Here is a 14,466-nt window from a genome sequence, read left to right on the forward strand (position 1 = left end):
TGTCTCGGCCATTGCAGCAGCCACCCCACCTGCCCAGCCGAACCACAGAACCCACAGAACCCACCAGACCCACAGAACTCACCAAACCCACCAAACCCACCAAACCCACTGAACCCACCGAACCGCACAAACGCCGGACGGGCCGGGGAGACACCTCCCCGGCCCGTCCAAAGCCCGTCCGACGTTCAGAAACCCCGTGAGGTCACTCCTCCGTCGACACCGCGGAAGCGGCCTTCTTGTCCGTGGTCTTCTTGGCCGCCGCCGTCGTCTTCTTGGCCGTCGTCTTCTTCGCCACCGTCTTCTTCGCCGCGGCCGCCTTCTTCGCCGGCGCCTTCTTCGCGGTCGCCTTCTTGGCCGGGGCCTTCTTCGCCGTCTTCTTCTTGGCGGGACCCTTGGCACGCTTCTCGGCGAGCAGCTCGTAGCCGCGCTCCGGCGTGATCTCCTCGACGCTGTCGTCGGACCTCAGCGTCGCGTTCGTCTCGCCGTCGGTGACGTACGCGCCGAAGCGGCCGTCCTTCACGACCACCGGCGCCCCGCTCACCGGGTCCGTGCCCAGTTCCTTCAGCGGCGGCTTGGCTGCGGCCCGGCCGCGCTGCTTCGGCTGGGCATAGATCGCCAGCGCCTCTTCGAGCGTGATGTCGAAGAGCTGGTCCTCGGAGGTGAGCGACCGCGAGTCGGTGCCCTTCTTCAGGTACGGGCCGTAGCGGCCGTTCTGCGCGGTGATCTCGACACCCTCGGCGTCCTCGCCGACGACGCGCGGCAGCGACATCAGCTTCAGCGCGTCGGCCAGCGTCACCGTGTCCAGCGACATCGACTTGAAGAGCGAGGCGGTCCGCGGCTTCACCGCGTTCTTGCCGGTCTTCGGGGTGCCCTCGGGCAGCACCTCGGTGACGTACGGACCGTAGCGCCCGTCCTTGGCGATGATCTGGTTCCCGCTGACCGGGTCCGCACCGAGTTCGAAGTCGCCGCTCGGCTTGGCCAGCAGCTCCTCCGCGTACTCGACGGACAGCTCGTCGGGCGCCAGGTCCTCGGGGACGTCCGCGCGCTGGTGGCCCTCGGAGTCCTTCTCGCCGCGCTCGATGTACGGGCCGTACCGGCCGACCCGGAGCTTGATGTCGTTGCCGACGGGGAACGAGGAGATCTCCCGGGCGTCGATGGCGCCGAGATCGGTGACGAGCTCCTTGAGCCCGCCGAGGTGGTCGCCGTCGCCGTTGCCCGCGTCGGAGGCCTTTCCGGCACCGGCCGTGTCGTCACCGGCGGCCGCACCGAAGTAGAAGCGCTTCAGCCACGGCACGGACTTGGCCTCACCGCGTGCGATGCGGTCGAGGTCGTCCTCCATGCGTGCCGTGAAGTCGTAGTCCACGAGCCGGCCGAAGTGCTTCTCCAGCAGGTTGACCACGGCGAACGAGAGGAACGACGGAACGAGCGCCGTGCCCTTCTTGAAGACGTAGCCGCGGTCCAGGATCGTCCCGATGATCGAGGCGTACGTCGACGGGCGGCCGATCTCGCGCTCTTCGAGCTCCTTGACCAGCGAGGCCTCGGTATAACGGGCCGGCGGCTTGGTCGCGTGGCCGTCGACCGAGAGCTCGTCGGCGGACAGCGCGTCGCCCTCCGCGACCTGCGGCAGCCTGCGCTCACGGTCGTCGAGCTCGGCGTTCGGGTCATCAGCACCCTCGACGTACGCCTTCATGAAGCCGTGGAAGGTGATCGTCTTGCCGGACGCGGAGAACTCGGCGTCCCGGCCGTCACTCGCCCGGCCGCCGATCTTGACGGTGACGGAGTTCCCGACCGCGTCCTTCATCTGGGAGGCGACGGTCCGCTTCCAGATCAGCTCGTAGAGCCGGAACTGGTCGCCGGTGAGGCCGGTCTCGGCCGGAGTGCGGAAGCGGTCCCCGGACGGGCGGATCGCCTCGTGCGCCTCCTGCGCGTTCTTGACCTTGCCCGCGTACGTGCGCGGCTTGTCCGGCAGGTAGTTCGCACCGTACAACTGCGTGACCTGGGCACGGGCCGCGGAGATCGCGGTGTCCGAGAGGGTCGTGGAGTCGGTACGCATATAGGTGATGAAGCCGTTCTCGTACAGCTTCTGCGCGACCTGCATGGTGGCCTTGGCCCCGAAGCCCAGTTTCCGGCTCGCCTCCTGCTGGAGGGTCGTCGTACGGAAGGGCGCGTACGGGGAACGGCGGTACGGCTTCGACTCGACGGACCGCACGGCGAACGAGGAGTCGGCGAGCGCGGCGGCCAGGGCGCGGGCGTTCGTCTCGTCCAGGTGCAGCGTCTGACCGGAGGCGGACTTGAGCTGCCCGTCCGGACCGAAGTCGCGGCCCTGGGCGATGCGGCGCCCGTCGACCGCGCTGAGGCGGGCGGTGAGCGTCGAGGGATCGGAGGCGTCACCGGCGCGGCCGGTGGCGAACGCGCCGGTCAGGTCCCAGTACTCGGCGGAACGGAACGCGATGCGCTCGCGCTCCCGCTCGACGACGAGGCGGGTGGCGACGGACTGGACACGGCCCGCGGAGAGCCGCGGCATGACCTTCTTCCACAGAACCGGCGAGACCTCGTAGCCGTAGAGGCGGTCGAGGATTCGGCGGGTCTCCTGGGCGTCGACCATGCGCTGGTTGAGCTCGCGCGGGTTGGCGACGGCGGCCCGGATCGCATCCTTGGTGATCTCGTGGAAGACCATCCGGTGGACCGGGACCTTGGGCTTGAGCACTTCCTGCAGGTGCCACGCGATGGCTTCGCCCTCGCGGTCCTCATCGGTGGCGAGGAAGAGTTCGTCGGACTCGGCCAGCAGCTGCTTGAGCTTCCTGACCTGGGCCTTCTTGTCGGCGTTGACGACATAGATGGGCTGGAAGTCGTTATCGACGTCGACGCCGAGGCGGCGCACCTCGCCGGTGTACTCGTCCGGCACCTCCGCGGCACCGTTCGGGAGGTCGCGGATGTGCCCGACGCTCGCCTCGACGACGTATCCGGGGCCGAGATAGCCCTTGATCGTCTTCGCCTTGGCAGGCGACTCGACGATGACGAGTCGGCGGCCGCCCTGTGCGGTCTCGCTGGTCGGGGACAACTTCGCTCTTCTCTCCGGTCGACGCTCGGTGGGCATCCGGGCAGCGCGATCGCGCTGCCGACAGTGCTGTCGCTGCGGAGTGTGACGGTACAACCCGCCCCCGTGTCAAACGGCAAAAGCCCGCAACGGCCACTCGAACGGTAACCCGACTTCCGCCTTTCCTGCCGCCCGGCCCGCTCGGTCCGCCGCGCACGAGGCGGCTACCTGCTGGTTTCGGAGGTGCCGTGGCTGCGCTGCGGGTGGCGGGGGCGAGGTCCGGGCGGTCCGGGCGTGTTCCGGGGCCCGCCCCGGGCGGCGGGTGGATCTCGGCGGGTTCGGACACGTGTCCGGCCGGAGACTCAGACGTGTGTGAGGCACCACACCCCGAGGACGAGGAAAGCTACGCCGAACACAGTGGCGAGCGCGGTGGAAGCGCCGGAGCTCACCCGGTGCGCCACCGGCGCGCGATGCAGCGTGCGCGCCCCGGTCCACAACAGTAGTGCGGCACCGAACAGCGCGAACACCGCTCCGGCAAAGACCGCAGGTCCGCTCTCCATGCCCGTACGCCTCCCTGTCCCTCCGGCGCGGACCGGGGCGGGTGCCCGCGGGTCATGCAGCGCCGTACGGCTTCGTGTCGCACCGTTCCGGGAGGCTCGCACCGCGGAACGTCGGCGAAACGAACCCTGGGTAAACACCAGGACCGCGCTGTGAACACATCACCCGGGCGCGCGCCCGACGATGGCCTGATTCACATCACGCCCCGCAGCACTTCCTCACAGCGCTTGCTCACAGCACTTCCTCGCGTCACGCCTTCGCATCCCGCCGCGCCGCGCTGCGAGCAGTACGGCGGTCGGCCCGGACAGTGCGCCAACCGGAATCCGCAGACCGAGCAGAACGCATGGACCGGAGAGCGTGAAGACACTGATGACAAGGCCGTTCAGCACATACGGCAGTGCACGTCCGAATCAGAGTGGAGCCCGGTTCCGGGGGCTCACAGCAGCGAATCGCCCTCCCTCAGCCCCTCCCGGACGCGCACCGCCCGTTCCTCGTAGGGCGGGCGGGACAGCGCACAGTGGGGTATCGCGGGGTACAGGCCGCGGAAGGTGTCCCGCAGCAGGCTGATCCCGATCCGCGTCGCACCGAGCGATGGCGCATCCCACTCGATCCGGTCCATCTGGATCACCCGGATGTCCGGCCGGCCGGGGGCAACGGCTCCAGGAAGCCCTCCTCCACCAGCAGCCGGATGGCTTGCGGGGTGCGGTCGCGCAGCAGCACCGGGTCCTCGTTCATCAACTGGGCGATGGCGTCGAGGATTCGTCCCGCGGGCAGCGATCCGTCGCACACGCCCGCGAATCCGGCGCCGACCGCGTCCACCTTCGTCGCACGTCGCATGCCGCGGTTCTGACGGAGCACCACATGTTCCGGATCCTCCGCGCCCGGAAGCCCGACCTGCTCCTGCACGACCTCGGCGGCGAGGATGAAATGACCGGCCAGGAGCGCCGCGTCGTCCTGATCGCGCAGATAGTCCTGCCGGGCGAAGTGCGTCTCGATGGCCGGTCCGAGCGGCTGCTCCACTGCGTGCGGCCACTCCTCGATCACGATCGAGGGCTTCCCGGCGGCTGCCGCGGCGGACTTCCGCAGCGTGATCCAGCCGAAGCCGACGCCCTTGGTCCCACTGGCCTCGAACTCGTCCAGCCAGGCGTCGTACCGCGCGGCGTACTCCGCGGGCTCCGTGCGGTGGTCGCCGCTGTCACGCAGCCACAGCTCCGCGTACTGCGTGACGTCCTGAACCTCGCGCTGCACGATCCAGGCGTCACAGCCGTGCGGCACCCAGGAACGCAACCGGTCCTGCCATTCCTCGTCCTCGGTGTGCTGCCAGTTGGCCAGGAAGTGGGCGTATCCGCCCTCGTTCAGCCGGTCGCCGGTCTGCTGCACCAGGGTCCGGCACAGATCGTCCCCCGCCATGCCGCCGTCGCGGTAGGTGAGCCGGGCGCCGGGCGAGATGACGAAGGGCGGGTTGGAGACGATCAGGTCGTACGTCTCACCGGCGACGGGTTCGTAGAGGGACCCCTCGCGCAGATCGGCCGGGGCGGCGCCGGACAGGGCAAGGGTGAGCCGGGTGAAGTCGAGAGCGCGCGGGTTGAGGTCGGTGGCGGTGACCCTGGTGGCGTGCTGCGAGGCGTGCAACGCCTGAATGCCGGAGCCCGTACCGACATCGAGGGCGGAGGCGACAGGCCTGCGGACGGTGATCCCGGCGAGGGTGGTGGACGCGCCGCCGATACCGAGGACGACACCCTCCTCGTGCGAGCCGATGCCGCCCGCGCCGCCGACAGCACAGCCCAGGTCGGAGACGATGAACCAGTCCTGGCCGTCCGGCCCGCTGTACGGCCGCACGTCGACGGACGCGCGCACCTCGCCGCCGGACTCGGTCAGCCAGCCGTCCGCGACGCATTCCGGCAGCGGCAGCACGGCAGCCACCCGCCCGGCCGGAACCGGGCGCTGGAGGAGGAAGAGCCGCACCAGCGTGTCGAGCGGCGCGTCCCCCCTGGTGGCACGCAACGCCGGAACGGTCTCGCTGCGGGCGAGCGCCGCGTAGGCGGGCGCGCCGAGCAGGTCGAGGAGCCCGTCGGCGGTGAAGGCGGCGGCGAGCAGGGCTTCGCGGAGCCGGGTCGCATGGTCGGGTGCGGGAAGGCTGGTCTTACTCACACGCCCCATTGTGGCGGCTCCCACTGACAACGGCAGCGGCCCGCCGGCCCCTGAGGGGCCGCCGGGCCGGTCGTACGCCCGCCCGTCCGCGGTCGTACAGCTGCTCGTTCGGGGTGCGCGGCCGCAGCCGGGAGCCGTCCGGTTACGACTTCTCGCTGGGCGAGGCGGAAGCCGACGCCTCCTTCGAGGCCTTCGGATCCTTCGAAGCCTTCGGGTCCTTCGGGTCCTCGGAGTTCTTCGGGTCCTTCGGGGGAGCGGCTGCCGGTGATGCCGAGGCCGTCGGCTTCTGACAGCCCTCCTGCTTGGCCATCGCGGTGCCGACCTTGCCGGACTGAAGCTTCTTCAGCGCCTGGTCACCATTGGTGCTGATCTTGTTCAGCTCGTCCGCGATGCCCTTGAGGCCGTCGGCGAACTTCGCCTGGTCCTTCGTGTCGAGGTCATCGACCTGCTTCTGCAGATCCGCGTACGCCGCGGAGGAGGCGTTGAGCTCCTTCACGGCCTCCTTCTGCGTGGTCTCGCCGTCGTCGACCGGCGGCGGGCCCGCCGAGTCGACCGCCGAGCCCAGCGCCTTGTAGGCCTGGGAGATCTGCTGGAAGGCGGCCGAGTCGGTCTTCTGGACGTCGGCGGGCTTGCTGTTGTCGGCGGTCTGCTGCTGGATGGAGGCGTTGGCGTCCGCGATCTTCTGCAACTGGGGCTGGACCTGGTCGCAGACCTTCTTCGCCCAGTCGTTCACCTTGTTGTCGCTGTCGTCGCTGCAGCCCGACAGCGTAAGTACCAGTACCGCACCGCCGGACAGCGCGGCCGCAAGCTTCTTGTTCACCGGATTGGTCCCTTCCAAGGCTCTCGGCCCCGGAACTTACACGCCGAACGCCCTCCATCCAGGCGCCGGACATCCGATGAGTGACCTTTTAGAGCCATTTGCACCAAGCGAAACGAGGGAGATACAACTCACCCACACAGCCCTCGCATACGAGAACACCCGAACGAACGAGCACTCGTTCGTATGGATGGACCAGCGGGCGGACGCCGCATCAGAACGACCGGTCAACGCGTCAGAGCGGACGGACGAGGCATCAGCGTGCCTCGTCCGCCAACCCCTTGGCCTCGCGTTGTCTAGGGCCTCCCGTTCGGAAAGCCGTGTTGACACAGGGGATTGTCGACGCGGCCCCCCTCCGACGGCCGGCTCACTGAACGGCTGCCGGATCGGCGGGCCTGGCGGGGCTGCCCCCGTCCTCGCCTCCGGAGTCGCCCTCGTCCCCCACGGCGATCCCGCGCCGCTTGGAGACGTAGACCGCACCGACGATGACCGCGATGGCGAGGACCGCGACCACCGCGCGCACCCCGACGCTCGCGTCTTCGCCGTAGCTGAACTGCACCACCGCGGGCGCGATGAGCAGAGCCACCAGGTTCATCACCTTGAGCAAGGGGTTGATCGCCGGCCCGGCCGTGTCCTTGAACGGGTCGCCGACCGTGTCACCGATGACGGTCGCCGCATGGGAGTCGCTCCCCTTGCCGCCGTAATGACCGTCCTCGACGAGCTTCTTGGCGTTGTCCCACGCACCGCCGGAGTTGGCGAGGAAGACCGCCATCAGCGTCCCGGTGCCGATCGCGCCGGCGAGGTACGAGCCGAGCGCCCCGACCCCGAAGCTGAAACCGACCGCGATCGGCGCCAGCACCGCCAGCAGACCGGGCGTGGCCAGCTCGCGCAACGCGTCCTTGGTACAGATGTCGACGACGCGCCCGTACTCCGGCTTCTCGGAGTAGTCCATGATCCCGGGGTGCTCGCGGAACTGCCGCCGCACCTCATAAACCACGGCCCCGGCGGACCGGGACACCGCGTTGATGGCCAGCCCGGAGAAGAGGAAGACGACCGCGGCACCGAGGATCAGACCCACCAGGTTGTTGGGCTGCGAGATGTCCAGGCTCAGCCCCGTCTCCCCGGCCGAGGCACCGACGTCGTCGACCGCGGTGGCGATCGCGTCGCGGTAGGAGCCGAAGAGCGCCGCCGCCGCCAGAACGGCGGTGGCGATGGCGATGCCCTTGGTGATGGCCTTGGTCGTGTTGCCGACGGCGTCCAGGTCGGTGAGGACCTGGGCACCGGCGCCGGTGACATCGCCGGACATCTCGGCGATGCCCTGGGCGTTGTCGGAGACCGGGCCGAAGGTGTCCATGGCGACGATGACCCCGACGGTGGTGAGCAGCCCGGTCCCTGCCAGTGCCACCGCGAAGAGCGCCAGCATGATCGACGTACCGCCGAGCAGGAACGCCCCGTAGACGCCGAGCCCGATCAGCAGCGCGGTGTAGACGGCGGACTCCAGACCGATGGCGATACCGGCGAGTACGACGGTGGCCGGTCCGGTCAGCGAGGACTTGCCGATGTCCCTGACCGGACGCCGGTTCGTCTCGGTGAAGTAGCCCGTCAACTGCTGGATCAGGGCTGCGAGCACGATGCCGATGGCAACGGCGACCAGGGCGAAGAGCCGCGGATCCCCGCCGTGCGAGGTGATCGACGCATCGGTGACACCCTCCAGCTCCGCGTACGAGGACGGCAGGTAGACGAAGACCGCCACGGCCACCAGAACGAGCGAGATGACCGCCGAGATGAAGAATCCACGGTTGATGGCGGTCATCCCGCTGCGGTCGCTGCGCCGCGGCGCGACCGCGAAGACCCCGATCATCGCGGTGATCACGCCGATCGCGGGCACGATCAGGGGAAAGGCCAGTCCCGAGTCGCCGAAGGCGGCCTTGCCGAGAATGAGCGCGGCGACCAGTGTCACGGCGTACGACTCGAACAGGTCCGCCGCCATGCCCGCACAGTCCCCGACGTTGTCACCCACGTTGTCGGCGATGGTGGCGGCGTTGCGCGGATCGTCCTCCGGGATGCCCTGTTCCACCTTGCCGACGAGGTCCGCACCGACATCGGCGGCCTTGGTGAAGATGCCGCCGCCGACCCTCATGAACATCGCGATCAGCGCCGCACCGAGTCCGAAGCCCTCCAGCACCTTCGGCGCGTCGGCGGCATAGCCGAGCACCACGCAGGAAGCCCCCAGGAGCCCGAGGCCCACGGTGATCATGCCGACCACACCCCCGGTACGGAATGCGATCTTCATTGCTTTGTGCGAAACAGCGGTGAGATCCTTTTCCGGTTCTCCTTCCGCGGGAGTCGCCTCACGCGCGGCGGCAGCCACCCGCACATTGCTCCGTACGGCGAGACGCATCCCGATGTATCCGGTGGCCGCCGAAAACAGCGCACCCACCAGGAAGAACGCCGAACGTCCCGCGCGCTGAGACCAGTTGTCGGCCGGAAGCAGCAGAAGAAGGAAGAAGACCACAACGGCAAAGATGCCGACCGTGCGCAACTGCCTGGCCAGATAGGCATTTGCGCCTTCCTGGACGGCTGCCGCGATCTCCTTCATGCGATCGGTGCCCTCACCGGCCGCCAGCATCTGACGTGCCAGCAGCTGGGCGACCAGCAGTGCCGCGACCGCGACAACCGCGACGACGATCACGATGACACGGTTGTCATCGGTCAGTACCGCTGCTGCGAGAGTGGTGGGTGGGTCGGAAAGTGCGGAAAACTGCGTCAGTTCTGCCAGTGGTGTGGTGCCGAACCCCGCCATACGTCCTCCTTGACGCTCAGCGCTCAAGACGTGGACGGATTGTAGATAGCAGAACACGATCAAAACAGTGCGCGGTAAATACAATTGACCTTCATCCGCCGAACGGCAATTGATCACCTTCGCCGATAGGGCCGAATGCAGTAATGGGGCAGGCGCATTATCTGGAGATCACTGATCAAGCAGAAATGAAAGAGGCCCTGCTCAGCAGGGCCTCGAAAAGTATCAGGGATGACCGGCTGCACCACCGTTTCGGCCGAACCGGGCCGGCCGGACCGCCCCGGGACGCGCGCGTCCCTCAGGGCAGTACGGTGGCCGGCGTCTTCGGCCAGCTCATCCGGATGACTCCGCCGTCCGCGCCGGATCTGACTTCCACGTCGTCGACCAGTCCGCTGATGACCGCGAGGCCCATCTCGTCCTCGCCGTCGCCCTCCGGGTCGGGTTCCGGCTCATCCGGTCCCGCGCCGGGCGTGGCGCCGGTACGTCCGGACGTACCGGGTACGGCTCCGTCACTGCCGGGGCCCGGCACCTCGTCGCCGACCTCGATGGAGAAGGACTTCTCCTCCTCGATCAGGACGACCGTGACGGGCGCGGTGATGCCGTGGCTGCGGTGCAGCCCGACCGCACGGCTGCAGGCCTCTCCCACGGCGAGTCTGACCTCGTCGAGCACGGCCTCGTCGACCCCGGCCCGGCGCGCCACGGCAGCCGCCACGAGGCGGGCCGTTCTGACGTGTTCGGGCTGGGCGCTGAAGCGGAGTTCAACGGTGGCCATGCGATCCCCCTCGAACGTACGTGTGTGCATCCCAGGAGCCGGGCGTGTCGCCCGGCGCTCCTGGCTCTGTCTTTCCGGACACCGCCAACCGACGCACCTGCCCGGCATCCACCGGACACAGGCCCGACGGATGATGTTCGGACAACATTCGGCCACTGTCCGAGGCCGGCCGCTGACGGACGACCAGAAATGGCCGACGACTGACCGCCAATTGCTGACGGCCGACGACACTGACGACAGAATCCGATCATATGAGCGACCGAATCCGATCGCGCAAGCGACCGGTCGGCAAACAGATCGGACGCCGACCGCCGATCGGGTGAAGGACCGATGGCCGGACGTCGGTCACCGAACTCACCGACCACCGGAATCACCGGCCGCCGACGAATCCGCCGCCATCACCCCGGCCGACTTGCCCCGGAGCTGCCGCCGCACCGACTGCGGTCGCACCCGCTACCGCCGGACCGGCCCTGAAGCCGGTCCGACCGCGGGCAGGCCGTCAGTCGGTTGCCGCAACGGCCTCCTCGACCGTGGTGTGAATGGGGAACACCTTGGTCAGACCGGTGATCCGGAAAATCTTGAGAATGCGCTCCTGGTTGCAGACCAGGCGCAGCGAGCCCTCATGGGCCCGGACACGCTTCAAGCCACCCACCAGTACGCCGAGGCCGGTGGAGTCGAGGAAGTCGACGCCTTCCATGTCGACAACCAAGTGGTAGCTGCCGTCATTCACCAACTCGACCAACTGCTCGCGCAGCTTGGGCGCGGTATACACATCAATCTCGCCACCGACCTCGACGACCGTACGGTCGCCACCAGGGCCGGACACATTGCGAGTCGACAAGGACAGGTCCACGGATCCTCCAGCACCTTGCTATCGAGCGGTCGCCCCTCGGTCTCCCCGGCGGAGCCAGGGGACGGATCGCCAGCCGCGATGGCATTCAATCACTTACCGGCTGTCATGCACGACGCCTTGGGAGCATTGTCCGCCTCGCCAGTGACACACTCGGTGCCGATGGCCAAGAATCACCGCCCCAGTCGACCGCCCGAGAGCGGGGGCTCCCGCCCCTCTCCGGACATGGTCCTCGACCGGCTCGCCGCAGGGGCGGGCCGGTCCGCGCGCATCACTCATACGGAGCACTTGCCCCCGCGTACGGGAACCCATGCCATCTGGCCCGATCGCATCCGTCCAGAAGTGATCGCCGCCATCCAGAGCGCCGGCATCGACCATCCCTGGGCCCATCAGGCAGCGGCGGCGGAGCACGCGTTGGACGGCGAGTCGGTCGTCATCGCCACCGGTACCGCCTCCGGCAAGTCGCTGGCGTACCTGGCTCCGGTCCTCAGCGCCCTCCTGGACGGCTCCGAGGCTCCCAACGGCCGTGGCGCGACCGCCCTCTACCTGGCCCCCACCAAGGCCCTGGCCGCCGACCAGAGGCGCTCGGTGAAGGAACTGGCGGCTCCGCTGGGCAACGGGATCCGTCCCGCGGTCTACGACGGCGACACCCCCGTCGAGGAACGCGAATGGGTACGCCAGTACGCCAACTACGTCCTCACCAACCCCGACATGCTGCACCGCGGGATACTCCCGTCCCACCCCCGCTGGTCCTCCTTCCTGCGTGCCCTGCGCTACGTCGTCATCGACGAGTGCCACACCTACCGGGGCGTCTTCGGCTCCCATGTCGCCCAGGTGGTGCGCCGGCTCCGCCGCCTGTGCGCCCGCTACGGTGCCGATCCCGTCTTCCTCCTGGCCTCCGCCACCGCGGCCGAGCCCTCCGCCGCGGCGGGCCGTCTCACCGGCCTCCCGGTCGTCGAGGTGGCCGACGACGCCTCCCCGCGTGGCGAGCTGGTCTTCGCCCTGTGGGAGCCGCCCCTGACGGAGCTGCACGGCGAGAAGGGCGCCCCCGTGCGCCGCACCGCCACGGCGGAGACCGCGGACCTGCTCACGGATCTGACCGTGCAGGGCGTACGCTCGGTCGCCTTCGTACGTTCCCGGCGTGGCGCCGAGCTCATCTCCGTCATCGCCAAGGAACGCCTCGCGGAGATCGACCGCTCCCTGCCCGCCCGCGTCGCCGCCTATCGCGGGGGCTATCTCCCCGAGGAACGCCGCGCCCTGGAGCGCGCCCTGCACTCCGGTCAGCTGCTCGGCCTGGCCGCCACGACCGCCCTCGAACTCGGCATCGACGTCTCCGGCCTGGACGCCGTCGTCATTGCGGGCTACCCCGGCACGAGGGCTTCGCTGTGGCAGCAGGCCGGACGTGCGGGACGAGCGGGCCAGGGAGCCCTCGCCGTCCTGGTGGCCCGTGACGACCCGCTGGACACCTTCCTCGTCCACCACCCCGAGGCGCTGTTCCAGCAGCCCGTGGAGTCGACCGTCCTCGATCCGGACAACCCGTACGTCCTGGCCCCCCATCTGTGTGCCGCCGCAGCGGAGCTTCCGCTCACCGAACCCGACCTGGAACTCTTCGGCCCCACAACGGCCGGACTGCTGCCGCAGCTGGAAACCGCGAAGCTGCTCCGCAAGCGGCCCTCGGGATGGCACTGGACCCGGCGTGAACGGGCCGCCGACCTCACCGACATCCGGGGCGGGGGCGGCCGCCCTGTCCAGATCGTCGAGGAGGGCACCGGAAGGCTGTTGGGCACCGTCGACGAGTCCGCCGCGCACACCGCCGTCCACGAGGGCGCCGTCCACCTCCACCAGGGCCGCACCTACCTGGTCCGGAAACTGGACCTCGAGGACTCGGCGGCACTGGTCGAGGAGGCGAATCCGCCGTACTCGACGACCGCACGCGACACCACCGCCATCGCCGTCCTGGAGACCGACACCGAGATCCCGTGGGGTGACGGGCGTCTCTGCTACGGCTCCGTGGAAGTCACCAACCAGGTCGTCTCCTTCCTTCGTCGCAAGTTGATCACCGGCGAGGTGCTCGGCGAGACCAAACTGGACCTCCCGCCACGCACCCTGCGCACCCGCGCCGTGTGGTGGACGGTCACCCAGGACCAGCTCGACACCGCCCGGATCAATCCGGAGATCCTGGGCGGCGCGCTGCATGCCGCCGAGCACGCGTCGATCGGGATGCTGCCGCTCTTCGCCACCTGCGACCGCTGGGACATCGGCGGCGTTTCCGTACCGCTGCATCCGGACACCCTGTTGCCGACCGTTTTCGTGTACGACGGCCATCCCGGGGGTGCCGGGTTCGCGGAACGCGCCTTCCACACCGCGCGTGGCTGGCTGACCGCCACGCGTCAGGCCATCGCATCCTGCGAGTGCGATGCGGGCTGCCCGTCGTGCATTCAGTCCCCGAAGTGCGGCAACGGCAACGAGCCACTGCACAAGCGGGGGGCCGTACGCCTGCTCACCGAGCTCCTCCGATCCGCACCTCCTGACCAGGCCGGGCCGATGACGAGTGCCACCGAGCCCTCGGCGGCACCGGGTCCATCGGCAACCCCAGGGCCGCTGTCTGCACCGGACCCAACAGCGGCACCGGACTCATCAGCGACGCATGACCCATCAGCGACGCCGCCCCCTCCGGGCTCCCCAGGCCCTCCCGGCTTTCCGGGCTCTCCGTCTGCTCTGTAGCCGCAGGAGCCGTCGTCGCCGGCCCTGCCCGGGACCTGACCTCCGGTGCGTACGGCCCGAGGCGCACCCTGGCGGCCACATCGGCGATCTCCCCCCGCACGGTGCACCGCACCACTTCCGCCCCTTGTGCCCTGGCAACCTGCTGGGCGGCCCGGCAGGCCTCGGCTGGTCCCTCCAAGGCCCGATCAGCCGCTGCCAGGGCCGCCAGGTCGGCCGCGCCTCCGGCCCGGTGCCGAGCCACCACCACCTGTCCGAGCGCCAGCACCACTGCAAACACCGTGCACAGCGTCACCACGGTCACCGCAGCCCACACAGTCGCCAGCCCCCGGTCCCGCCCCGCATCGCGCCCACAGAGCCCCTTTATCCACTCGCCCGGCACTCGCGGACCTGACCGGGTCATGGCGTCGCACCCACCATGTCCTCGGCCGACGCCACAGCCTCCGCTCTCAGCGTGACGGCCAGCGGCCCGGGGCCAGGGGTCGGCGCGGTCACTCTGACCCGCCACAGCGCCCCGGTCCGTTCCACCTCGACCCCGGCCCGGTCCGGCGCGGCCGAAAGGGCGGCCTCCCGTACGTGTGACTCCGGTTCGGAGCGGGCCGCCGCGCGTGCACCGGCCCGTGCCGCGTCCACACACCGGATCTGGGCCGATGCGGCCGCCAGGGCCCACAACAGGGCGAGGGTGAACACCACCAGCACCGGAATCGCCATGGCGGCCTCCGCCGTCACCGCGCCCCGTTCACCCCACCGCCCCACCTGC

At 69.4% G+C, this 14,466-nt stretch carries 10 protein-coding genes and 1 pseudogene; 1 reads left to right on the forward strand and 10 read right to left on the reverse strand.

What is annotated here, in order from left to right; all coding sequences use genetic code 11:
• Positions 1 to 202 precede the first annotated feature (202 nt).
• From topA to bldG, 8 genes are all read right to left on the reverse strand, one after another.
• Positions 203 to 3,061 (reverse strand): type I DNA topoisomerase, encoded by a 2,859-nt coding sequence (gene topA, locus FHX80_RS12315; protein WP_145764242.1) that lies wholly within the window; start codon positions 3,059 to 3,061, stop codon positions 203 to 205.
• A 338-nt stretch (positions 3,062 to 3,399) separates the two neighbouring features.
• On the reverse strand, positions 3,400 to 3,597 hold the full coding sequence (locus FHX80_RS12320; protein WP_145764243.1) for a hypothetical protein: 198 nt from the start codon (positions 3,595 to 3,597) through the stop codon (positions 3,400 to 3,402).
• 434 nt (positions 3,598 to 4,031) lie between these two features.
• The gene (locus FHX80_RS12330; protein WP_145764244.1) at positions 4,032 to 4,214 is read right to left on the reverse strand and encodes a hypothetical protein; all 183 of its coding nucleotides are present in this window, start codon (positions 4,212 to 4,214) and stop codon (positions 4,032 to 4,034) included.
• A gap of 5 nt (positions 4,215 to 4,219) precedes the next feature.
• Entirely contained in the window at positions 4,220 to 5,755 is a 1,536-nt protein-coding gene (locus FHX80_RS12335) for a N5-glutamine methyltransferase family protein (protein ID WP_145764245.1), read from the reverse strand.
• A 133-nt stretch (positions 5,756 to 5,888) separates the two neighbouring features.
• Positions 5,889 to 6,566 (reverse strand): small secreted protein, encoded by a 678-nt coding sequence (locus tag FHX80_RS12340; RefSeq protein ID WP_145764246.1) that lies wholly within the window; start codon positions 6,564 to 6,566, stop codon positions 5,889 to 5,891.
• 364 nt (positions 6,567 to 6,930) lie between these two features.
• Positions 6,931 to 9,366 carry a sodium-translocating pyrophosphatase gene (locus FHX80_RS12345; RefSeq protein WP_145764247.1) on the reverse strand — a complete coding sequence of 812 codons (2,436 nt, stop codon included), beginning with the start codon at positions 9,364 to 9,366 and terminating at the stop codon, positions 6,931 to 6,933.
• 295 nt (positions 9,367 to 9,661) lie between these two features.
• Positions 9,662 to 10,135 (reverse strand): ATP-binding protein, encoded by a 474-nt coding sequence (locus FHX80_RS12350; protein ID WP_145764248.1) that lies wholly within the window; start codon positions 10,133 to 10,135, stop codon positions 9,662 to 9,664.
• A 499-nt stretch (positions 10,136 to 10,634) separates the two neighbouring features.
• Positions 10,635 to 10,988 carry an anti-sigma factor antagonist BldG gene (bldG, locus tag FHX80_RS12355; RefSeq protein WP_078075833.1) on the reverse strand — a complete coding sequence of 118 codons (354 nt, stop codon included), beginning with the start codon at positions 10,986 to 10,988 and terminating at the stop codon, positions 10,635 to 10,637.
• A 78-nt stretch (positions 10,989 to 11,066) separates the two neighbouring features.
• Here bldG and FHX80_RS12360 point away from each other — a divergent pair, with 78 nt between their 5' ends.
• Complete coding sequence (locus tag FHX80_RS12360; RefSeq protein ID WP_244318230.1) at positions 11,067 to 13,709, forward strand: DEAD/DEAH box helicase; 2,643 nt, start codon at positions 11,067 to 11,069, stop codon at positions 13,707 to 13,709.
• Positions 13,710 to 13,788: 79 nt separating this feature from the next.
• On the opposite strand, the pseudogene FHX80_RS12365 reads toward FHX80_RS12360, so the two are convergent.
• Together FHX80_RS12365 and FHX80_RS12370 are read right to left on the reverse strand one after the other, a co-directional pair.
• A pseudogene (locus FHX80_RS12365) lies at positions 13,789 to 14,109 on the reverse strand (Rv3654c family TadE-like protein); the annotation flags it as partial.
• Positions 14,106 to 14,435: a TadE family type IV pilus minor pilin gene (locus FHX80_RS12370; protein ID WP_145764249.1), complete on the reverse strand. Its 330-nt coding sequence runs from the start codon at positions 14,433 to 14,435 to the stop codon at positions 14,106 to 14,108. The pseudogene FHX80_RS12365 and the gene FHX80_RS12370, both read right to left, overlap by 4 nt.
• Positions 14,436 to 14,466: the final 31 nt, after the last annotated feature.

The sequence above is a fragment of the Streptomyces brevispora genome, from assembly GCF_007829885.1.
GTDB lineage: Bacteria > Actinomycetota > Actinomycetes > Streptomycetales > Streptomycetaceae > Streptomyces > Streptomyces brevispora.

Bases quoted from the DNA above. Each gene is read 5' to 3' on its own strand.
- FHX80_RS12345 (WP_145764247.1), bottom strand. From the start codon at position 9,366: ATGGCGGGGTTCGGCACCACACCACTGGCAGAACTGACGCAGTTTTCC.
- FHX80_RS12350 (WP_145764248.1), bottom strand. From the start codon at position 10,135: ATGGCCACCGTTGAACTCCGCTTCAGCGCCCAGCCCGAACACGTCAGA.
- FHX80_RS12335 (WP_145764245.1), bottom strand. From the start codon at position 5,755: ATGGGGCGTGTGAGTAAGACCAGCCTTCCCGCACCCGACCATGCGACC.
- FHX80_RS12320 (WP_145764243.1), bottom strand. From the start codon at position 3,597: ATGGAGAGCGGACCTGCGGTCTTTGCCGGAGCGGTGTTCGCGCTGTTC.
- FHX80_RS12360 (WP_244318230.1), top strand. From the start codon at position 11,067: ATGGCATTCAATCACTTACCGGCTGTCATGCACGACGCCTTGGGAGCA.
- FHX80_RS12330 (WP_145764244.1), bottom strand. From the start codon at position 4,214: ATGGACCGGATCGAGTGGGATGCGCCATCGCTCGGTGCGACGCGGATC.